Below are 17,344 nucleotides of genomic sequence, written 5' to 3'. Positions count from 1 at the left end.
TCCGGCATTTCACAGAACGACCTGTTTTACAGGCTATTGAATACGCGGTTCTCTTGTTCCTGTACACGAATAAACGTTGTACGTTTGGTCAGCTCTTTCAGACGGGATGCGCCTACATAGGTGCAAGCAGAACGCAAACCGCCGAGAATATCGCGAGCGGTATTATCAACCGGGCCGCGCAGTGGCAGCTTGACGGTTTTACCTTCTGCAGCGCGGTACTGTGCAACACCACCAACGTGACGCGTCATGGCAGATTCTGAGCTCATACCGTAGAACAGCATGAATTTCTCACCGTTTTCTTCAACAATTTTGCCGCCGCTTTCTTCGTGACCGGCCAACATACCGCCGAGCATAACGAAGTCTGCGCCGCCGCCAAACGCTTTTGCAACGTCACCCGGCATTGTGCAGCCGCCGTCGCTGACAATCATGCCGCCCAGACCGTGGGCTGCATCCGCACATTCAATAACCGCAGAAAGCTGTGGATAGCCAACGCCGGTTTTTACACGCGTGGTGCATACAGAACCTGGGCCAATACCTACTTTGACAATATCAGCACCGGAGAGCACCAGCTCTTCACACATTTCACCGGTGACCACATTGCCCGCACAAATCGTTTTTGTCGGCCATGCTTCACGCGCTTTCGACACAAACTGAACAAAATGCTCTGAGTAGCCATTTGCCACATCAATGCAGATAAAATTCAGCGCTGGGTTGAGCGCCAAAATCTGTTTGGTTTTTTCGAAGTCTGCGTCAGACGTGCCAGTTGAAACCATTACGTGTTTGAGTACATCGGCAGAGCTCTCTGCGATGAAGGCGGCCCAGTCTTCAACAGAATAGTGTTTGTGCACAGCGGTCAGGATGTCGAAGGATGCCAGCGCCGTTGCCATGGCAAACGTCCCGACAGTGTCCATGTTCGCGGCAATAATAGGTACGCCGGACCAGGTCTGACCTGAATGCTTAAAGGTAAATTGACGTTCCAGCTCAACATCGGAACGGCTTTTGAGAGTAGAACGCTTAGGGCGGATAAGAACGTCTTTGAAACCTAACTTCAGATCTTCTTCGATACGCATGTGCGGATTCCTGGGGTTAATGGCGAAAAATCGAAACTCACAACTCCAGTGACGCTATCATACGCACTAATCAATGCCGCGCAAGACTGCGAAATTCTCTTTTTTTACGCTACAATCCCATAAATTTACCTGGCGAATAGTAGGTTAATCCTGCAACAGCCTCGCCTTCGCACGCTTAACTTTTAACTGTTTGATAATCAAACTTAAACTCCAGGATCGGCATCTATGAGGTATACGGTAGCCTTAACCGGCGGCATTGGCAGTGGTAAAAGCACCGTTGCAAATGCGTTCGCTGACCTCGGAATAAACATCATTGATGCAGATATTATTGCGCGCCAGGTGGTTGAACCCGGCACACTTGCTCTTAAGGCGATCGAAGAACATTTTGGTTCCGAGGTTATCGCCGCAGACGGATCGTTGCAGCGGCGCATTTTACGCGAACGCATTTTTTCCGCCCCAGAGGAGAAAAGCTGGCTGAATGCCCTGCTCCATCCGCTTATTCAGCAGGAAACGCAGCGCCAGTTTCAGCAAGCGACCTCACCTTATCTGTTATGGGTTGTCCCTTTGCTGGTGGAAAATTCGCTGTATAAAAAAGCCGACCGCGTACTCGTGGTGGATGTCACGCCCGAAACCCAGCTCAGACGCACCATGCAGCGTGATGACGTCACACGTGAGCATGTTGAACAAATTCTTGCTGCCCAGGCAACGCGTGAAGCGCGGCTGGCCGTGGCAGACGATGTTATTGATAATAATGGCGCACCGGAAGCCATCGCCTCGGATGTCGCCCGCCTGCACGCGCTCTATTTGCAATGCGCGTCGCAGTTTGTCTCACAGGAAAAACCGTAATGCACACCCAGGTCCTTTTTGAACACCCTCTCAATGAGAAGATGCGTACATGGCTGCGCATTGAGTTTTTAATCCAACAGCTCTCCGTTAATTTACCCATTGCTGACCATGCCGGCGCTCTGCATTTTTTCCGCAATATCGGAGATTTACTGGATGTATTTGAACGCGGCGAAGTCCGTACCGAACTCCTCAAAGAACTGGAGCGACAGCAGCGTAAACTCCAGGCCTGGGTCGAAGTTCCCGGCGTCGATCAAAGCAGAATCGACTCTTTGCGCCAGCAGTTAAAAAGTGCAGGCAGCATTCTGATTTCTGCCCCGCGTATTGGACAGACGCTGCGCGAAGATCGTCTGATTGGTCTCGTACGTCAACGTTTAAGTATTCCTGGCGGGTGCTGCAGTTTCGATCTGCCGACTCTGCATATCTGGTTACACCTGGCGCAATCGTATCGTGACGCGCAGGTTGAAACCTGGCTTGCCAGCCTGAATCCGCTCAATCAAGCGCTGTCGCTGGTGCTGGATTTAATTCGCAACTCAGCGCCGTTTCGTAAGCAAACCAGCCTGAATGGTTTTTATCAGGACAACGGCGAAGATGCAGATCTGCTGCGCTTGCAGCTGCCGCTAGATTCGCAGCTTTATCCGCAAATTTCTGGTCATAAGAGCCGTTTTGCCATCCGCTTTATGCCGCTGGATAGCGAGAATGGTCAGGTGCCTGAGCGCCTCGATTTTGAACTGGCGTGCTGTTAAGGAGTCAACATGTCTGAACAAACCATCGTCAACTGCCCAACCTGTGGCAAGCCTGTAGTATGGGCTGAAGTCAGTCCGTTTCGCCCATTCTGCAGCAAGCGCTGCCAGTTAATCGATCTGGGAGAGTGGGCTGCAGAAGAGAAACGCATCCCAAGCTCAGGCGATCTGTCGGAAAGCGACGACTGGAGTGAGGAGCAGAAGTAATTGTGCTAATACGTAGGGCGGGCAAGCGTAGCACCCCCGCCATAATTTGCCGGATGGCGGTGTTGCCTTATCCGGCCTACGAACACCATTATCCAGTAATCAGCTTTTCAATGACCGGTGCATTCGCCGGCGGGAAATCTTCCGCATTCAGAGCATATTGCGCAATCCACTGCGCCGGTTGCCCCTCTTTTCCCCACGGCTCGCCTTCCCAGCTTTCAACCAGCCAGAACCACAGAGTGATATGCCTGTCCGGAAACTGATACTCCAACTTTTCGAACAATGAACTTTTAGTCGGCGTGATCCCTACTTCTTCCTGTAGTTCGCGAATCAGCGCCTGCTCCGGCGTTTCGCCCGCTTCAATTTTCCCGCCGGGGAACTCCAGCTTATTGGCCATGTGGGCATCAGCCGCACGCTGGGTGATAAAAATTTCATTGTGCTGATTACGAATAATCCCGACGGCGATCTGCAATATTTTCATTTTCATCGTCCATAAAAAAGGCGCAGAAGTCTGCGCCTTTTCAATAAGTTATTTTCTTAGCTCAGACGGCCATGACACTGTTTGTATTTCTTGCCGGAACCGCAAGGACACGGATCGTTACGACCCACTTTACGATCGCCGGTTTGTGCCGCCAGCTCTTCTGCCGCAGCAGAATCATCACCTTTATGGCTCAACTGCTGCATCTGCGCTAAACGCTCAGCTTCTTCGCGACGCTGCTGCTCCATCGCTTCCACTTCTTCAGGCATACGCACCTGAACTTTGCTCAGAGTGCTGATCACTTCGTACTTCAGTGATTCCAGCATTGATGCAAACATAGAGAAGGATTCACGCTTGTATTCCTGCTTCGGATCTTTTTGCGCATAACCACGCAGGTGAATACCCTGACGCAGGTAATCCATCGCAGCCAGGTGCTCTTTCCACAAAGAGTCGAGCGTTTGCAGCATCACGCCTTTTTCGAAGTGACGCATCATCTCCGCGCCCACAACTTCTTCTTTGCGCTGATAAACTTCTACTGCATTTGCCAGAATACGTTCGCGCAGCGTTTCTTCGTGCAGCTCAGGTTCTTTATCCAGCCACTCTGAAATCGGCATATCCAGATCGAAGTCGTTTTTCAGACGTTCCTGCAGACCCGGAATATCCCACATTTCTTCCAGAGACTGCGGCGGAATATAGGCATCAATCGTCGCTTTGAAGACGTCTTCGCGAATGCTGTTAATGGTTTCGCTAACGTCAGTTACGTCCAGCAGTTCGTTACGCTGGGTGTAGATAGCACGACGCTGGTCGTTGGCAACATCATCATATTCCAGCAACTGCTTACGAATATCGAAGTTGCGGCTTTCCACTTTACGCTGCGCGTTAGCAATTGCTTTGGTCACCCATGGGTGTTCAATGGCTTCACCAGGCTTCATACCCAGTTTACGCATCATGCCGGACACGCGGTCAGAGGCAAAAATACGCATCAGCGCATCTTCCATCGACAAATAGAAACGAGAAGAACCCGCATCCCCCTGACGACCCGAACGACCACGCAGCTGGTTATCGATACGACGAGATTCGTGACGCTCAGTACCGATAATATGCAAACCACCAGCAGCTAATACCGCGTCATGGCGAACCTGCCACTCGGCTTTGATCTGCTCGATTTGTTCCGGAGTTGGGTTTTCCAGCTCGGCAACTTCTGCCTGCCAGCTACCGCCCAGCACGATATCGGTACCACGACCCGCCATGTTAGTAGCGATTGTCACGGCAGACGGGTAACCCGCCTGTGCGACGATATCCGCTTCGCTGGCATGGAACTTGGCGTTCAGAACGTTATGTTTGATGCCTGCCTTGGTCAGCTCGTTAGAGACCACTTCAGATTTTTCAATGGAGATAGTACCCACCAGCACCGGCTGGCCATTTGCGGTACGCTCTTTAATATCTTCAATGATCGCCTGAATTTTTTCCGCTTCGGTCATGTACACCAGATCCGGTAAATCCTTACGGATCATCGGACGGTTAGTTGGTACAACTACGGTATCCAGCTTGTAGATGGAGCTAAATTCAAAGGCTTCGGTATCTGCTGTACCGGTCATACCGGCCAGTTTTTCGTACAAACGGAAGTAGTTCTGGAAGGTAATAGATGCCAGCGTCTGGTTCTCGTTCTGGATCTCTACGCCTTCTTTAGCTTCAACAGCCTGGTGCAGACCATCGGACCAGCGACGCCCCTGCATGGTACGGCCGGTGTGTTCATCAACGATGATAACTTCGCCGTCTTTCACGATGTAGTCAACATCGCGGGTAAACAGCACGTGCGCACGCAGTGCGGCAGTCACGTGGTGCATCAGCATAATGTTGCCTGGAGAGTACAGAGACTCGCCCTCATCCATAATGCCTTCGTTAACTAACAACTCTTCAATCAGTACCAGACCACGTTCGGTCAGGTTAACCTGGCGCGCTTTCTCATCAACAGAGAAGTGGCCTTCCCCCTGGAACGTGTCGGAATCTTCCTTCTCCTGACGGATCAGGTGTGGGATGATTTTGTTCACTTTTTTATACATTTCCGAGCTGTCTTCAGCCGGGCCGGAAATGATCAGCGGCGTACGCGCTTCATCGATCAGGATGGAGTCAACTTCATCGACCAGCGCATAGTGCAGTTTACGTTGAACACGTTCTTCCGGACTAAACGCCATGTTATCGCGCAGGTAGTCAAAGCCGTATTCGTTGTTGGTACCGTAAGTAATATCGGCGTTGTAGGCTTCACGCTTGGCTGGCGCTGGCAGGCCAGACATGTTGATACCAACGGTCATGCCGAGGAATTCAAACAGCGGGCGGTTATTTTCGGCATCACGCTGAGCCAGGTAGTCGTTCACGGTAACCACGTGTACGCCCTTCCCGCTTAATGCGTTCAGGTAGGCTGGCAGCGTCGCGGTCAGGGTTTTACCTTCACCAGTACGCATTTCCGCGATGCAGCGATCGTTAAGCACCATACCGCCCAGCAGCTGAACATCGAAGTGGCGCATACCGAACACGCGTTTACTCGCTTCACGCACCACTGCGAACGCTTCCGGGATCAGGCTCTCAACGCTGGCACCTTTTTCCAGACGGGCGCGGAATTCAGCGGTCTTTGCTTTCAGTTCATCATCGGAGAGTTTTTCCATCTCCGGTTCCATTGCGTTGATGACATTGACCACTTTACGCATACGACGCAGCGTACGCTCGTTACGGCTACCGAATACTTTGGTTAATAATTTGATTAGCATAATAAAATCTCAAACGCCCCGCGATGCGGAGTCAAAAATTATAAGTTGGAAGGTTCTTTTTTAGCTGAGGCGTTGAGGACCAGCGCGGATACCCTGCAGCTGGCTGATCCAGACCGGAACGCTAAACGCGGCCTGAGAAGTAAAGTGGGCGTATGTCACGCGACTTACTGTCGCGGGCGGAGTGCCTTCTTGCGTCAGCATCGCGCTGAGCGTATTCAGTAACGCAAGATGGTGTGCCTGGATTGGCAACGGCTCTTCGGCAACAGGCAACGCCTGAGGCGCCATGGCAAAAGAAAGATGGCGGATAACCGTACGAATGGCATGTTGATGCCAGTAATCGACGGTAAAATTTGGGCGGCGATTAGTCGCTTCCAGCAAAGCAAGCTGGCTAAAGTTAACTTTAGCGGATTGATCGTGATTGCTGGCGGTCGCCTTCGCGGGGGTATTGGGTTCAGCAGCATTACCGAGCGCGGGCAGGCCAAAACTCGCCGCGACCATCCCCAACAGGAGATGCGGCCAGAAGTACCGTCTGCCTAACTGTCGCCAACGCGTCAGTATTCCACTCACGTTTTTGCCACCTGATATACCCTGCGTTTGGGGTTACGAATGCAAAACATTTTTTTTGCGCACGAATCTTATCATTAAAGCGTACGCTCCACAGCAGTAATGACAACCGGCCATGGGTAAATATGCTCAAGAAAGCAGCGATCGCACACTATTTTAACCTAGTGGCAGGGAAATATTTGCGTTGGAAAAGGCTGCGTTAATGAGTACATAAAAAAACGACTGGCTCACCTGGCCGGAGAGAGTGCCAGATTTACCAGTCGAATTTATACGACAGCGTATGTCGTTATGCCAGTACGGTCGAAGGTGCTTTGAACGCCAGAGGCAGTTCTGCATCGTCCTGGAAGGTCACATATTCCCAGGCTTCCTGTTTTGCCAGGACCGCCTGCAACAGTTTGTTATTCAATGCATGACCGGATTTATACGCGGTGAATGCACCAATAATGTTGTGACCACACATGAACAAGTCACCAATCGCGTCGAGCATTTTGTGACGAACGAATTCGTCTTCAAAACGCAGACCGTCTTCGTTCAATACGCGATAATCGTCAACAACGATGGCACAATCGAAGCTGCCGCCCAAGGCCAGGCCACGGGACTGCAGATATTCGATATCACGCATGAAGCCGAAAGTACGCGCACGGCTAATCTGGCGCATGAACGCATCTGCAGAGAAGTTCATCGCGTAGCGCTGCGTGCTGGCATCAATCGCCGGATGGTTAAAGTCGATGGTAAAATCCAACGAGAAACCATTAAACGGTTTGAATTCAGCCCACTTATCGCCATCTTCGACACGAACAGTCTCTTTGATGCGAACAAATTTCTTCGCGCTGTTCAGTTCTTCAATACCCGCATCGAGCAGCAGGTATACGAACGGAGCAGCACTACCATCCATGATCGGGATTTCCGGGGCATTAACTTCAATAACAATGTTATCGATACCTAAGCCCGCCAGAGCAGCATTCAGGTGCTCTACGGTTGAAATCCGCACATCATGCTCATTGACCAGACACGTACAGAGCATGGTATCACGCACAGATTTGGCATCGGCCGGGAAATCTACCGGAGGATTCAAGTCGGTGCGACGATAGATGACCCCGGTGTTGGCCGGCGCAGGGCGTAGCGTCAGCGTGACTTTTTTGCCGGTATGTAAACCGACGCCAGTCGCCTGAACGATACGTTTAAGTGTCCTTTGTTTGATCATCGTATAATCTCGCCAAATTAACTATCCAACCGAAGTGTACTATACATTCGGCGGGCCAGTTTAGCACAAAGAGCGCAGATTCCCAAATTCCAGCTAATTCTTAATCAGCTTGCTTACGCAGGAATGCAGGGATATCCAGATAATCCGGCTCTTTAGTGGTTTGCGGCGTATTGTCGTTAACCACTTTCGCTACCGGCTTCTGTTCTTGCGTCAACGGCGCCATGCCATGTTGCTGGTAACGATCCATTACCGGCTGCTGTACCTGCTTGTTGGTTACCAGAGTGATTTCAGGACGCTTGTCCATACCAATTCCAGTCGCAACAACGGTCACACGCAGTTCGTCGTTCATATCCGGGTCCAGAGAGGTACCGATTACCACGGTCGCGTTATCCGATGCAAAGGCACGGATGGTGTTACCCACGGTTTCGAACTCATCCAGACGCAGGTCGAAGCCCGCAGTAATGTTGACCAGCACGCCGCGTGCGCCGGACAGATCGATGTCTTCCAGCAGCGGAGAAGAGATAGCCATTTCAGCCGCTTCTTCTGCACGGTCTTCACCGCTCGCCACGCCAGAACCCATCATCGCGTAGCCCATTTCGGACATCACGGTGCGCACGTCTGCAAAGTCGACGTTCATCAGGCCCGGACGAGTAATCAGTTCAGCGATACCCTGAACTGCACCTTTCAGTACGTCGTTCGCTGCGCCAAACGCATCCAGCAGGGAGATACCGCGGCCCAGTACTTTCAGCAGTTTGTCATTCGGAATAGTAATTAGAGAGTCCACATGTTTGGACAGCTCGGTGATACCCTGCTCCGCGAATGCCATACGCTTCTTGCCTTCAAAGTTGAAAGGCTTAGTCACGACAGCAACGGTCAGAATACCTAAATCTTTTGCTACTTCAGCAACCACTGGCGCTGCACCGGTACCGGTACCGCCGCCCATGCCTGCTGCGATAAACACCATGTCTGCCCCGTCAAGCGCTGCACGCAGAGCTTCACGATCTTCGTCTGCCGCATTACGGCCGACTTCCGGGTTCGCACCCGCGCCCAGACCTTTGGTGATGCCGCTACCAATCTGAATGGTCTGTCCAACCGCCGTTTTACGCAACGCCTGAGCGTCGGTATTCACCGCGAAGAATTCAACACCTTCGATGCGCTCACGCACCATGTGTTCAACGGCATTACCGCCACCGCCGCCGACGCCGATGACTTTAATCACCGCGTCATTGGTAAGTTCCATAGGTTCAAACATAGTTTCTCTCTCCGTTGTGCCTGTCGCCTGAGACCGTTAATGTGCGATGGTCTCTTTAAAAATTAAAACTCTTTTCGCAGCCAGCTATTGAGTCGTTTGATCCACGAGCCAACTGATGCCGTTACGCGTTTTTCTACTTCAGCCTCACCACTCAAATGGGATTCTTTTCCGTAGTGAAGCAGCCCCACTGCCGTTGAATAATACGGCTCCTGAGCATAATCCGTCAGACCAGTGATATTCAGCGGCGCGCCAATACGTACTTGCGTATGGAACACGCGCTGTGCGCAGGCCGCCAGACCTTCAATTTGCGCAGCACCACCGGTTAACACAATCCCCGCCGCCAGATGATGTTTCACACCCTGCTGGCGAAGCTGTTCTTGTAATTGCAAAATTTCTTCGTTGACCAGGTTGAGCAGCTCGGTATAACGCGGCTCAATGACTTCTGCCAGGGTCTGACGTTGCAGGCTGCGCGGTGGACGACCACCTACGCTTGGCACTTCAACGCTTTCGTCTTTACCCACGATGGACCCCAGCGCACAGCCATGGCGCACTTTAATGGCTTCAGCATCGCTCGGCGGCGTACCAAAGGCATACGCGATATCACTGGTCACTACATTCCCTGCATAAGGGATAACTTTAGTGTGGCGCAACGCCCCGCCAGTATAAACGGCGATGTCCATTGTACCACCACCAATATCCACCACGCAGACACCCAGCTCACGTTCATCTTCCGTCAACACGGAATAACTGGCTGCCAACCCGGCAAAAATCAGTTGGTCAACTTTCAGACCACAACGTTCAACAGCTTTGACAATGTTCTTCGCCATGTCGTTGTGGCAGGTAATAAGGTGGACTTTTGCCTGCATACGTACGCCGGAAAGACCTACCGGATTTTTAATGCCTTCCTGGTAGTCAATGGCGTATTCCTGCGGAATAACGTGCAGAACACGATGTTCATCGCGAACGCGTACGGATTTTGCCGTATGTACCACGTTTTCCACATCTTCCTGCGTCACTTCCTCTTCGGAAATGGGCACCATACCAATTTCATTTTGACAGCTAATATGTTTACCGGAAAGTGCCAGATACACCGAGGAAATCTGGCAATCTGCCATCAGTTCAGCCTGGTCAATGGCGCGCTGTACGCACTTCACCACTGACTCAAGGTCATTCACCCCGCCTTTATCCATACCTCGCGATGGGCAACTGCCCACGCCAATGATATTGACCATACCGTCGGGCAGAACTTCCCCTACTAAAGCGGCTACCTTCGCGGTGCCAATCTCCAGTCCAACTACCAGTTTTCTGTCCGTCGCCTTGATCATTGTTGTTCTGCCTGTGCCTGATTCTGTTGCTGATTAGATTCCTCAGGAGGCAAGGGAACCCAGCCTACTGCCGCTCCTGAGTCATAACGCAAATCAACGTAGCTAATCCGTTTGCCATCGGTTTGCGCCTGCTGCTGTAAAACCGGGTAGAGTTCCACAAAGCGAGCCAAACGTTTTATCGTATCGCCCCTGCCCAGATTGAGCTTAATATCGTTATTCAGCGTCAACTGCCAGGAACGACGAGCGGTCATCGCCGCTTCCTTCAGGGTGAATCTATCCTTAGCCAGCACCTGCCCCATATCACGGAACCCTTGCAACACTTCACTTGCGCTGCCTTCCGGTCCGTACAACATAGGTAATACCTGCTTATTGGCCCGACCGGTTGGGACGCTGAACGTATTGCCTTCGGCATCCACCATATGCTGGTCATTCCAACGCGCAATGGGCACATATTCAACCAGATGAATCTTCAATTCATCGGGCCATTGCTTTCTGACGCTCGCCTGTTTAATCCAGGGGAGACGTTCAATTTGACTCTGAATGATGTTCACATCCTGAGTCATAAAGGTTCCCGGAGCGCCCAGAGCCAGAATGGACTGACGAATATCGTCATTGCGCGTGTAATGCCGTTCGCCGGTTAACACCAGCTTTGACAATGGCAACCGCTGCGCATCTTCCATCCACCCCAACACTACCCAGCCGCTGACAAACACGGTGCACAGCACTGTCAGCAGGAACAGTATTCCTGCAAGACGCGTTCCATTATTGCGGCGTGAGGAGTTTACTTCTTCTTCATCACCGTTTCGCGTGTTCAGCGCAGCCTGCGACATATCAGTCCGCCAACTCCAGAATTCTTACCACCAACTGCGAGAAGCTCAGGCCAGCCTGACGTGCCGCCATCGGCACCAGGCTGTGGCTGGTCATACCCGGAGAGGTATTCGCTTCCAGCAGATAAAACTGGCCATCGCTGTCCAGCATGACGTCAATGCGACCCCAACCTTTACAGCCCAATGCGGTCCATGCTTTCAGGACTAATTCCTGCAAACGGGCCTCTTGTTCAGCTTCCAGACCTGCAGGGCAGAAATATTGTGTCTCATCAGAGAGATACTTCGCCTCATAATCATAGAAGGTTCCCGCGGGTTGGATACGTATTGACGGTAAAATTTCTTCACCAAGTATCGCAACTGTAAATTCCGGGCCACTGAGCCATTTTTCGATCAGTACTTCTTCATCATGCTGAAAAGCCAATGCTAATGCACCCTGCAAAGCATTTTCTTCTTCAACTTTTGACATCCCTACGCTGGAGCCTTCACGGCTTGGCTTCACAATCAGCGGCAAACCTAACGCAGAGATTTTTGTAACCGCTTCATCGCTAAGACCTTTTTCGAACTCAGAGCGGGTCAATGCAACCCAGGGCGCGACGGGTAAACCTGCGCCCTGCCACAGCAGCTTACTACGCAGTTTGTCCATCGAAATTGCGGACGCCATGACGCCGCTGCCGGTATATGGCAGGCCAATTTGCTCCAGCATGCCCTGCAACGTGCCATCTTCCCCGCCACGACCGTGCAGCGCAATAAACACCTTCTGAAAACCCATAGATTTCAGAAGAGTGACATCAATATCTTTAGGGTCAACCGGATGGGCATCGACACCACCTTCGCGTAACCCTGCCAGTACGGCCGCGCCGGAATTCAGCGAAACTTCACGCTCTGCGGAGGTTCCTCCTAACAGGACCGCGATTTTATCAGCCATGTTGTTCTTCCTCCGGGTTTTGCGGCTTCAGTTTGATTTCAGCTAAGGAACGCGCGATTTTGCCGATATTTCCAGCGCCCTGCACCAAAATCAGATCATTGCCGGTTAATACCGGCGCCAGCATGTCTGCCACCTGAGCCGGATCGGATACCAGAATCGGGTCGATCTTACCGCGACCACGGATCGTACGGCACAGCGAACGGCTGTCAGCCCCCGGAATCGCGGCTTCACCCGCGGCGTATACATCCAGCATCAACAGCGCATCGACCTGAGTCAGCACGTTGGCAAAGTCGTCATACAGATCGCGTGTACGCGTAAAGCGGTGCGGCTGGAACAGCATTACCAGATTTTTGTCCGGCCAGCCCGCGCGTGCAGCTTTAATCGTGGCATCCACTTCCGTTGGATGATGGCCATAATCATCAACCAGCATCGCCGTCCCGACTTTACCGTTTACCGGCTCAAGCGGGAATTCGCCGAGGAAGTCAAAACGGCGTCCGGTGCCCTGGAAACTTTCCAGCGCGCGCAGAATTGCGTCGTCTTCAATGCCTTCTTCTGTTGCAACTGCCACCGCCGCCGCCGCGTTCAGCGCATTGTGGCGGCCCGGTGCGTTCAATGTCACACGTAAATCGGCCATCCCCAGACGCAGCAGCGTGAAGTGCCCTTGTGGACCAATCTGCTGGTAATCTTCAACGCGCACATCAGCATCATCGCTGAAACCATAGGTTGTGGTTTGACGACCGACCCGCGGCAACAACTCGCGGATCACCGGATCGTCAACGCACATCACCGCACGACCATAAAACGGTAAGTTATGCAGGAAATTAATAAACGTCTGCTTTAAATTTTCGAAGTCGCCATGGTAGGTATCCATATGATCGGCTTCGATATTGGTAACAATCGCCACCATCGGCTGCAAATGTAGGAACGACGCATCGCTCTCATCTGCCTCCGCAATTAAATAACGGCTATGACCCAGACGCGCATGGACGCCTGCAGCCTTCACCAGACCGCCGTTGACAAACGTCGGATCCAGCCCCGCTTCCGCGTAGATACTGGAGACCATCGCTGTGGTCGTGGTTTTACCGTGCGTCCCGGCAATGGCGATACCGTGACGAAAACGCATTAATTCAGCCAACATTTCAGCACGACGGATCACCGGAATACGTGCTTCATGCGCCGCAACAATTTCCGGGTTATCCGCAGAAATGGCGCTGGATACCACCACCACGCTCGCATCACGCACGTTTTCCGGGCGATGGTTGAAGAAAATCGTGGCGCCCAGATTCGTCAACTGCTGAGTCACCGGATTCGGCGCCAGGTCAGAGCCGCTGATCTGATAACCTTCGTTGGCCAAAACTTCGGCAATACCGCCCATACCAGCACCACCGATGCCGACAAAGTGAATGTGCCGAACGCGACGCATTTCGGGCACTATGGAACGCAGTTTTGCCAGTTGTTGTGTATTCATTCTTTAGCCATTAACTTCTTAGTTCATGCGATGCAAAAGGCATCACCACAATTACGCCCGGGCAGACCGGCTCACTTCATTAGCAACACGCTCTGTGGCATCCGGTATGGATGCGGCGCGCGCACGTTCTGCCATGGTTAATAAGGTTTCTCGCGACCACCCGGAAAGGGTGTTAGCGACGGCATCCACAGTAAACTGCGGCTGCTCAAGAATTTTGGCGGCGCCCGCTTTCTCTAGCGGCAGCGCATTCCAGTACTGCTGTCGGTCTTTGTGCTGGAAAGGCACAAACAGCGCAGGCAAACCTGCGGCAGCAATTTCACTTACCGTCAGCGCACCTGAGCGACAAACTACGACATCCGCCCACGCGTAGGCGGCTGCCATATCATCAATAAACTCAGTGACCTTGTGCTGCGGTTGTCCCGCGTCAGCATATGCCTGTTCAACGGTTTGCTGCGCACCTTTGCCGCTCTGATGCCAAATAGTCACCGCGTCACCAAGCTCTGCGGCAACCTGCGGCATCGTCTGGTTCAATACGCGTGCTCCCTGAGACCCCCCGACGACCAGCACGCGAACCGGGCCTTCACGCCCTGCCAGACGTACTTCGGGCGACGGCAGCGCCAGAACGTCGGTGCGTACCGGGTTACCCACCACTTCCGCATTCGGAAAAGCGCCAGGAAAAGCCTGCATCACCGTAGTGGCAATTTTCGCCAGACACTTGTTGGTTAATCCCGCAATGCCATTCTGCTCATGCAGTACAACCGGAATGCCTAATGACCAGGCTGCCAGACCGCCAGGGCCGGACACGTAGCCGCCCATACCCAGCACCACATCAGGCTTAAACTGCTTCATGATGGCGCGCGCCTGGCGCCAGGCATTAAAAATACGCACGGGGGCGGCAAGCAGCGCGTTGACACCTTTGCCACGCAAACCGGAGATGCGAATAAAGTCAATTTCAATGCCATGCTTCGGCACTAAGTCCGCTTCCATACGATCGGCGGTGCCCAGCCAACGAACTTGCCAGCCCTGAGCCATTAAATGATGCGCGACCGCCAGCCCCGGGAACACATGCCCGCCGGTACCGCCTGCCATCACCATTAACCGCTTCGGTTGACCACTCATCGTGCACCTCGTGTAAACGCCTGGGCTTTTTCCAGACGCGTTTCATAATCAATACGTAACAAAAACATGATGGCCGTCGACATAATCAACAAACTGGAACCACCATAACTGATCAGCGGTAACGTCAGACCTTTGGTTGGCAGCATACCAGCTGCCGCACCTACGTTTACCAGCGCCTGGAAGCTAAACCAAATCCCGATGGAGCAGGCTAAAAAGCCTGAAAAACGGTGGTCAATTTCCAGCGCTTTGCGGCCAATCGACATCGCGCGAAAAGCGACGAAGAATACCATTAAAAGTGCCAATACCACACCGATATAACCCAGCTCTTCCCCAATGATGGCGAAGATGAAGTCGGTGTGCGCTTCCGGTAAATACTCCAGTTTTTGCACCGAATTACCTAACCCCTGCCCCCAAATCTCACCGCGACCAAAAGCCATCAGCGATTGCGTTAACTGGTAGCCGCTGCCAAACGGATCTTCCCATGGGTTCCAGAAGGAGGTTACGCGGCGAATACGATATGGTTCGGCAAGGATCAGCAGCACTACCGCCGAAATCCCCATACCGATAATGGCAATGAACTGCCACAGTTTCGCTCCAGCGAGAAACAGCATCGCCAGCGTCGTGACAAACAGCACCACTACCGTACCAAGGTCAGGCTGCGCCAGCAGCAAGATTGCCAGCACCAGAATCACACCCATCGGTTTTAAGAAGCCGCGCAGGTTGTTACGCACTTCATCGACTTTACGCACCAGGTAGTTGGCGAGATAACAGAACAGCGACAGCTTGGTGAATTCCGCAGGCTGAATACGCAGTGGACCCAACGCGATCCAGCGCGATGCCCCGTTAACGGAGCTCCCCACCACCAGAACGATCAACAACATGATGATCGAGGCGATCAGCATCGTCGTGCTGTACTTTTGCCAGAACTCCATCGGCAGACGTAGCGTCACCATCGCCAGACAGAACGCGAGGAAGATATACAGCGCGTCACGTTTAGCGAACAGGAAGGGATCGCCTGCCAGGCGTTGCCCTACGGGCATCGATGCCGATGTCACCATCACAAAACCGATCGCTGCCAGACCAAAAGTCAGCCACAGCAGCATGCGGTCATACATGATCAGGCTGTCCGCGTCTTTATCACGCGAAGCCATCACCCAGCCTTTAAGTGCCGCGAAGATCCACGCCAGGACACCCAGTCCCGGTACGCGCGGCATTTTCAGACGAGGGAGAGAGAAGCGCATCAACCCAACTCCTTCGCCAAACGGGTAAAGACGTCACCACGTTGCTCAAAGTTCTTGAACTGGTCAAGGCTGGCACAGGCTGGCGACAGCAGCACCATATCACCCGACTTCACACGCGGTGCGAGCAGACGCATTGCCTGCTCCATGGTTTCAGTGTGTTCCGCAACCTCAGGACGCAGAGCGGCAAGCTGTGCGCCATCGCGACCAAAGCAGTACAGACGAATGTTGTCGCCAGTCAGGTAACGTTGCAGCGGCATAAAGTCGGCGGATTTCCCGTCACCGCCCAGCAGCAGGTGCAGCGTACCCTCAACGTGCAGACCATTCAGTGCCGCTTCGGTGCTGCCGACGTTGGTGGCTTTTGAATCGTTGATCCAACGCACACCGTTATGATTCAGTACCAACTGGAAACGATGCGCCAGACCGGTAAAGGTAGTCAGCGCTTTCAGGCTGGACGCCCGCGGCAGACCCGCAGCATCCGCCAGCGCCAGCGCCGCCAGGGCGTTGGTATAGTTATGCTGGCCGGTAAGCGTCATCTCTTTCACGTTCAGGACTTTTTCACCCTTCACCCGCAGCCAGGTTTCACCCTGCTGACGATTGAGATGATAGTCACCCATGTTGATGCCAAAGCTCACGCAGCGCTCATCCGCCCCGCGAATCGGCATGGTCAGCGCATCATCAGCATTGACCACACACACTTTCGCATTCTCATAGACACGCAGTTTGGCCGCACGGTACTGCTGCAAGCCAAACGGATATCTATCCATATGATCTTCGGTGACGTTCAAAATGGTGGCGGCTACGGCCTGTAAGCTGGAGGTTGTCTCCAGCTGGAAGCTCGACAGCTCCAGTACATACAGCTCGCGTTCGTCATCCAGCAGCATCAGCGCAGGCAGGCCAATATTACCGCCAACGCCCACGTTCACACCGGCCGCTTTCGCCATCTCGCCGACCAGCGTAGTGACGGTACTTTTCCCGTTGGACCCGGTGATCGCGACGATCGGCGCCTGTGCTTCGCGACAGAACAGCTCGATGTCACCGACAATTTCGATCCCTGCATCAGCGGCGGCGCTCAGCGAAGGATGCGCCAGGGCAATACCAGGGCTGGCGACGATGAGATCGGCGGCCAGCAGCCAGTCATCATTCAGGCTGCCAACATGACGCTCAACTGCTTCCGGTAATTTATCCAGACCAGGCGGCGTCGCACGGGTATCCATCACGCGCGGCGTCACGCCACGCGCCAGAAAGAAATCCACGCAGGACAGCCCGGTCAATCCGAGACCGATAATGACGACTTTTTTACCTTGGTAATCAGCCAT

The 17,344-nt window shown here is 53.1% G+C and carries 16 protein-coding genes; 3 read left to right on the top strand and 13 right to left on the bottom strand.

The window, feature by feature from the left end:
- Nucleotides 1–26: 26 nt before the first annotated feature.
- Nucleotides 27–1,070, bottom strand: coding sequence for a GMP reductase (locus tag OGV85_RS08045; RefSeq protein ID WP_003829510.1), 1,044 nt, complete (start codon nucleotides 1,068–1,070; stop codon nucleotides 27–29).
- Between the two features lie 225 nt (nucleotides 1,071–1,295).
- On the opposite strand from OGV85_RS08045, the gene coaE reads away from it, so the two are divergent.
- The 3 genes from coaE to yacG are packed head-to-tail and all read left to right on the top strand — an operon-like array spanning nucleotide 1,296 to nucleotide 2,863.
- Nucleotides 1,296–1,916 (top strand): dephospho-CoA kinase, encoded by a 621-nt coding sequence (coaE, locus tag OGV85_RS08040; protein WP_016149556.1) that lies wholly within the window; start codon nucleotides 1,296–1,298, stop codon nucleotides 1,914–1,916.
- Nucleotides 1,916–2,659: a cell division protein ZapD gene (gene zapD, locus OGV85_RS08035; protein ID WP_003837445.1), complete on the top strand. Its 744-nt coding sequence runs from the start codon at nucleotides 1,916–1,918 to the stop codon at nucleotides 2,657–2,659. The genes coaE and zapD overlap by 1 nt, the downstream gene beginning before the upstream one ends.
- Before the next feature lie 9 nt (nucleotides 2,660–2,668).
- Nucleotides 2,669–2,863 (top strand): DNA gyrase inhibitor YacG, encoded by a 195-nt coding sequence (gene yacG / locus OGV85_RS08030; RefSeq protein ID WP_003018740.1) that lies wholly within the window; start codon nucleotides 2,669–2,671, stop codon nucleotides 2,861–2,863.
- Nucleotides 2,864–2,951: 88 nt separating this feature from the next.
- On the opposite strand, the gene mutT is transcribed toward yacG, so the two are convergent.
- From mutT to murD, 12 genes are all read right to left on the bottom strand, one after another.
- Complete coding sequence (gene mutT, locus OGV85_RS08025) at nucleotides 2,952–3,341, bottom strand: 8-oxo-dGTP diphosphatase MutT (RefSeq protein WP_032950785.1); 390 nt, start codon at nucleotides 3,339–3,341, stop codon at nucleotides 2,952–2,954.
- Nucleotides 3,342–3,397: 56 nt separating this feature from the next.
- On the bottom strand, nucleotides 3,398–6,103 hold the full coding sequence (secA, locus tag OGV85_RS08020) for a preprotein translocase subunit SecA (RefSeq protein ID WP_061548359.1): 2,706 nt from the start codon (nucleotides 6,101–6,103) through the stop codon (nucleotides 3,398–3,400).
- 60 nt (nucleotides 6,104–6,163) lie between these two features.
- A complete protein-coding gene (gene secM / locus OGV85_RS08015; RefSeq protein ID WP_003018748.1) occupies nucleotides 6,164–6,670 on the bottom strand; it encodes a secA translation cis-regulator SecM in 507 nt (168 codons plus the stop codon).
- Nucleotides 6,671–6,953: 283 nt separating this feature from the next.
- Nucleotides 6,954–7,871 carry a UDP-3-O-acyl-N-acetylglucosamine deacetylase gene (gene lpxC / locus OGV85_RS08010; RefSeq protein WP_003018750.1) on the bottom strand — a complete coding sequence of 306 codons (918 nt, stop codon included), beginning with the start codon at nucleotides 7,869–7,871 and terminating at the stop codon, nucleotides 6,954–6,956.
- A 100-nt stretch (nucleotides 7,872–7,971) separates the two neighbouring features.
- Nucleotides 7,972–9,123: a cell division protein FtsZ gene (gene ftsZ / locus OGV85_RS08005; protein ID WP_003018753.1), complete on the bottom strand. Its 1,152-nt coding sequence runs from the start codon at nucleotides 9,121–9,123 to the stop codon at nucleotides 7,972–7,974.
- 62 nt (nucleotides 9,124–9,185) lie between these two features.
- Complete coding sequence (ftsA, locus tag OGV85_RS08000) at nucleotides 9,186–10,448, bottom strand: cell division protein FtsA (protein WP_003018755.1); 1,263 nt, start codon at nucleotides 10,446–10,448, stop codon at nucleotides 9,186–9,188.
- Nucleotides 10,445–11,278 (bottom strand): cell division protein FtsQ, encoded by an 834-nt coding sequence (gene ftsQ, locus OGV85_RS07995; RefSeq protein ID WP_003018758.1) that lies wholly within the window; start codon nucleotides 11,276–11,278, stop codon nucleotides 10,445–10,447. The genes ftsA and ftsQ overlap by 4 nt, the downstream gene beginning before the upstream one ends.
- A 1-nt stretch (nucleotide 11,279) precedes the next feature.
- On the bottom strand, nucleotides 11,280–12,200 hold the full coding sequence (locus OGV85_RS07990; RefSeq protein ID WP_003018760.1) for a D-alanine--D-alanine ligase: 921 nt from the start codon (nucleotides 12,198–12,200) through the stop codon (nucleotides 11,280–11,282).
- Nucleotides 12,193–13,668: a UDP-N-acetylmuramate--L-alanine ligase gene (gene murC, locus OGV85_RS07985; protein ID WP_061548360.1), complete on the bottom strand. Its 1,476-nt coding sequence runs from the start codon at nucleotides 13,666–13,668 to the stop codon at nucleotides 12,193–12,195. The genes OGV85_RS07990 and murC overlap by 8 nt, the downstream gene beginning before the upstream one ends.
- Nucleotides 13,669–13,719: 51 nt before the next feature.
- A complete protein-coding gene (gene murG / locus OGV85_RS07980) occupies nucleotides 13,720–14,787 on the bottom strand; it encodes an undecaprenyldiphospho-muramoylpentapeptide beta-N-acetylglucosaminyltransferase (RefSeq protein WP_061548361.1) in 1,068 nt (355 codons plus the stop codon).
- The gene (gene ftsW, locus OGV85_RS07975; protein WP_003018770.1) at nucleotides 14,784–16,028 is read right to left on the bottom strand and encodes a cell division protein FtsW; all 1,245 of its coding nucleotides are present in this window, start codon (nucleotides 16,026–16,028) and stop codon (nucleotides 14,784–14,786) included. Before ftsW ends, murG begins: the two co-directional genes overlap by 4 nt.
- A complete protein-coding gene (murD, locus tag OGV85_RS07970) occupies nucleotides 16,028–17,344 on the bottom strand; it encodes a UDP-N-acetylmuramoyl-L-alanine--D-glutamate ligase (protein ID WP_016149555.1) in 1,317 nt (438 codons plus the stop codon). The genes ftsW and murD overlap by 1 nt, the downstream gene beginning before the upstream one ends.

Origin of the sequence: Citrobacter sp. Cf132 (assembly GCF_030333885.1) — a bacterium.
Classification (GTDB): Bacteria; Pseudomonadota; Gammaproteobacteria; order Enterobacterales; family Enterobacteriaceae; genus Citrobacter; species Citrobacter freundii.
This window is presented reverse-complemented; position numbering and strand designations above follow the sequence as displayed.